General features: G+C 73.2%; 4 protein-coding genes. All 4 read right to left on the reverse strand.

From position 1 onward, the window contains the following. A partial coding sequence (locus FGF04_RS38525) for a GAF and ANTAR domain-containing protein (RefSeq protein ID WP_149516044.1) occupies nucleotides 1–702 on the reverse strand: 702 nt, incomplete at its 3' end. Between the two features lie 51 nt (nucleotides 703–753). Continuing rightward, the gene (locus FGF04_RS38530) at nucleotides 754–1473 is read right to left on the reverse strand and encodes an ANTAR domain-containing protein (RefSeq protein ID WP_188114414.1); all 720 of its coding nucleotides are present in this window, start codon (nucleotides 1471–1473) and stop codon (nucleotides 754–756) included. A gap of 238 nt (nucleotides 1474–1711) precedes the next feature. Continuing rightward, nucleotides 1712–2473, reverse strand: a complete 762-nt coding sequence (locus tag FGF04_RS38535) for an isocitrate lyase/PEP mutase family protein (RefSeq protein ID WP_149516046.1) — start codon at nucleotides 2471–2473, stop codon at nucleotides 1712–1714. A 67-nt stretch (nucleotides 2474–2540) separates the two neighbouring features. Next, a complete protein-coding gene (locus FGF04_RS38540) occupies nucleotides 2541–3278 on the reverse strand; it encodes an SDR family NAD(P)-dependent oxidoreductase (RefSeq protein ID WP_149516047.1) in 738 nt (245 codons plus the stop codon). Nucleotides 3279–3346 lie beyond the last annotated feature (68 nt).

Here is a 3346-nt window from a genome sequence, read left to right on the forward strand (position 1 = left end):
CGGGGGCATCAGGGCGAGGTCGGTGACGTCGCGGGCGACCTTGCTGAGCATGATCCGGTGGTGGCGGGCGTGGTGGCGCAGGGCGTCGAAGGCCTCGTTGAGGGTGATGCTGTGGTGCGCGGCGAGGATGCCCTTGGCCTGCTCGATGACGATGCGGCTGTGCAGGGCGGTGTGCAGTTGCTCGTTGAGGGTGTGCTGCTCGTGGACGGTGCGGGCGTGCAGCAGGCCGATGGTGGCGGTGTCGGCGAAGGCCTGGGCCAGCATCAGGTCGTCGGCGCTCAAAGGATTCTCGCCGGTGTGCAGCAACAGCAGGCTTCCGATGGTGGCGTGGCGCAGCTGCATGGGCAGGGCGGTGGCGCGGGTGTAGCCGGCGGCGTGCAGCCGGGGGGTGAAGCGCGGCCACAGGGCGTGCGCGTCGGCGCCGTGGGCGGTGGCGRCCCGGCCGGTGCAGTGGGCGTCGGCCGCCGGTCCCTGGGTGCAGGCCGCCTGCAGGACCGGCTGCAGGAGGGGGCTGGGGTCGCAGGGTGCGGCGTTGTGCAGGTGGGGGCCGGGGTGGTTGAGGAAGACGGCGGCCGCGGCGACGTCGAGGAGTTCGGTGCAGCGTACGGTCATCTGCTGCAGGAAGTCGATCACGTCGAAGTCCTCCACCAGGGTGTCGGCCAGTTCGACGAAGGTGCGGGCGATGTGCTGCTGCCGGCTCATGGGGCGCTTCCCTCGTGCGGTGCGCCCGGCGGGAGCGGTGCCGGACCCCGGTCAGTCGGTGTCATGGGTCGGCTCCCACAGCAGCTCGCGGTGGATGACGGCATGGGCGGTGTCGGTCAGCGACAGGTGGGAGGCGTAGGCCTGGGCGCGCAGCCGGTCCAGGGCCTCGGGCAGCGGGACGCGCAGCCGTACGCTGAGGATGCCGGTGGCCTGGTGGACCTGCGAGCGGTGCAGTTCCACCGTCGCCGCCCGGCCGGACCCCTCCCTGGTGCCGCTCACCTGCGGCCAGTGGCTCAGGACGTGCTGGGCGAGCGCGTCGGCGACCAGCTGGCCCTGCGCCGACTGCCGTGCGCTCAGCGGGCCGGGCGTGCGCCGGTGGCCGGTCATCGTCCCCGCCTGGATGGCCCCGATGTGCACCGGCCACACGAACAGGGCCGCGACCCCCAGCTGCGCGGCCTCGGCGGCGTACTGCGGCCACTGGTGCGCCGGCAGCCGCCGCAGGTCGGGCGCCTGGTGCACCGTGCCGATGTCCTGCGCGAGCAGGCCGGGGCCTTGGCCGAGGACGAACTGCACGTCCTCCAGGCGCTTGCTGGTGGCGTCGCTGAACCACACCAGCTCGCCGTTCAGCGAGACGGCCATCCCGCCCAGGCCCAGTGCCCGCGCGCAGGTCAGGGCCCACGCCCGGCGCGCCGGTTCGTCGGCCGCCGTCCGCAGGCCGTCCAGGAGCTTGCTGATCGAGGCGTCCATCGGCCCCACCGCTTCCGTCGACACACCCCCGTGATCACCGCATGCAGCAATGCGGTTACGGGCCGCACGCAGTAAGCCTAGTGACCGCATCGCCTCGTGACAGCCCGTCAGCGCGGTCGGACGGGTTCGGCGGCCCCGGAAGGGGATCACCGCCGCCGTTGTGGACCTTCCCCGGGGGGGGCCGACGAGCCGTCGCGGCGGGCCCGGCGGCGGGCGGCACGTGCCGCAGACGCTGCCGGGCCCGGACGGGTGGGACGGTGTCTCAGGAGGTCCAGCGGCCGAGCATGTCCTTCATCGTGTCCGTCAGCGCCATCTGCAGCAGCGGGCCGTAGGTGATCCGGCCGACGCCCAGGCGGCGGAAGCGCTCCAGGTCGTGCCTGACGGGGTGGGCGGTGGAGTTCACCGGAACGGTGACAGCGCCGATCACCGCCTTGAGCAGGTCGTCGTCGTCCTGGATGCCCACCGGGTAGAGGCTGTCGGCGCCGGCCTGCTCCATGGCCCGCAGCCGCTCGATCGCCTCGTCGAGGACGTCGGAGGCGTCCTTCGCATGCAGGAAGAGATCGGTGCGCCCGTTGATCCACAGGGGGACGCCCGCGTCGTCGGCCGCCGCGCGCAGGCCGGCGATGTAGTCGGCATGCTCCTGCGTGCTGCGCACGCGTCCGCCCTCGGAGTGGACGGTGTCCTCAAGGTTGAGGCCCGCGCCGCCGACCTCGACGAGTCCGGCGACCAGGTCGGCGGGCTGCTGTCCGTATCCGGCCTCCAGGTCCACGGAGACGGGGACGTCGACCGCGGCGATGATCGGCCGGACGGCGGCGAGCACCTCCTCGAAGGTCTGCCCCTCGTGGTCCGCGGCCCCGCGGGAGTCGGCCAGCGGATGGCTGCCGACCGTCAGCGCCGGGAATCCGGCGTCGGCCGCCGTCCGCGCCGACCAGGCGTCCCACACGGTCGGCAGCACGAGCGGCCGGTGGTCGGCGTGCAGCTGCTTGAGGAGTTGAGCACGTTCAACGGTGATACGAGAGTCCATGACCTGGACGCTACCCCTTGATCGCCGCGGGCAGTACGGCGGCGGGGCGCGCGGGATCCGCCGCGGTTCAGGTGAGGGGGCCCAGGGTGAAGCCCCCGTCGGCGACGAGTTCGGCGCCGGTGGCGAAGCGCGCCCGGTCGGAGGCGGCGAAGAGGATGAAGTCGGCGATCTCCTCGGGGGTGGCGTTGCGCGGGACGGCAAGGTCGTCCACGGGGACGAGCGCGGCGCCGTCGGGACCGTAGGCGAGGGGGGTCTCGATGATGCCGGGGTGGACGGCGTTGACGCGGATGCCGTCGCGGGCCAGTTCCTTGGCGGCCGCGCGCATCAGGCCGCGCAGGGCCCACTTGCTGCTGCTGTAGGCGACGAGGCCGGGGGCGGCGGCGAGCCCGGCGACGGAGTTGACGTTCACGATCGCGCCGCCGCCGGCCTTGCGCATCGAGGGGGCGGCCGCGCGGATGCCGAGCAGGGCGCCGGTGAGGTTGGTGTCCAGGACGCGGCGGAACTCGTCGAGGGGGATGTTCTCCGTGGTGCCGACGCGCAGGTAGGCGGCGTTGTTGACGAGGATGTCCAGGGGTCCGAAACGGGCCTCGGTGCGGGCGACGGCGTCGGCCCACTCGTCCTCGTCGGTGACGTCGAGGCGTACGCCGAGGGAGGGGCCCGGGAGGGTGGCGGCGAGCTCCTCGAAGCCCGAGCGGGCGGCGGCGACGGTGCGGGCGCCGGCCCGGGAGAACCCGGTGGCCAGTGCGGTGCCCAGGGCGCCGGAGGCCCCGGTGATCAGGACGGTCTTGCCGGTGAAGTCGAACATGGTGGAGTGCCTTTCGGTGAGCGGTGATCGGTGATGAGTGATGAGTCATCGGTGATGGGTGCGGAGGG

The organism is Streptomyces apricus (genome assembly GCF_008369065.1).
Taxonomy (GTDB): domain Bacteria; phylum Actinomycetota; class Actinomycetes; order Streptomycetales; family Streptomycetaceae; genus Streptomyces; species Streptomyces apricus.

Bases quoted from the DNA above. Each gene is read 5' to 3' on its own strand.
- FGF04_RS38535 (WP_149516046.1), bottom strand. From the start codon at position 2,473: ATGGACTCTCGTATCACCGTTGAACGTGCTCAACTCCTCAAGCAGCTG.
- FGF04_RS38540 (WP_149516047.1), bottom strand. From the start codon at position 3,278: ATGTTCGACTTCACCGGCAAGACCGTCCTGATCACCGGGGCCTCCGGC.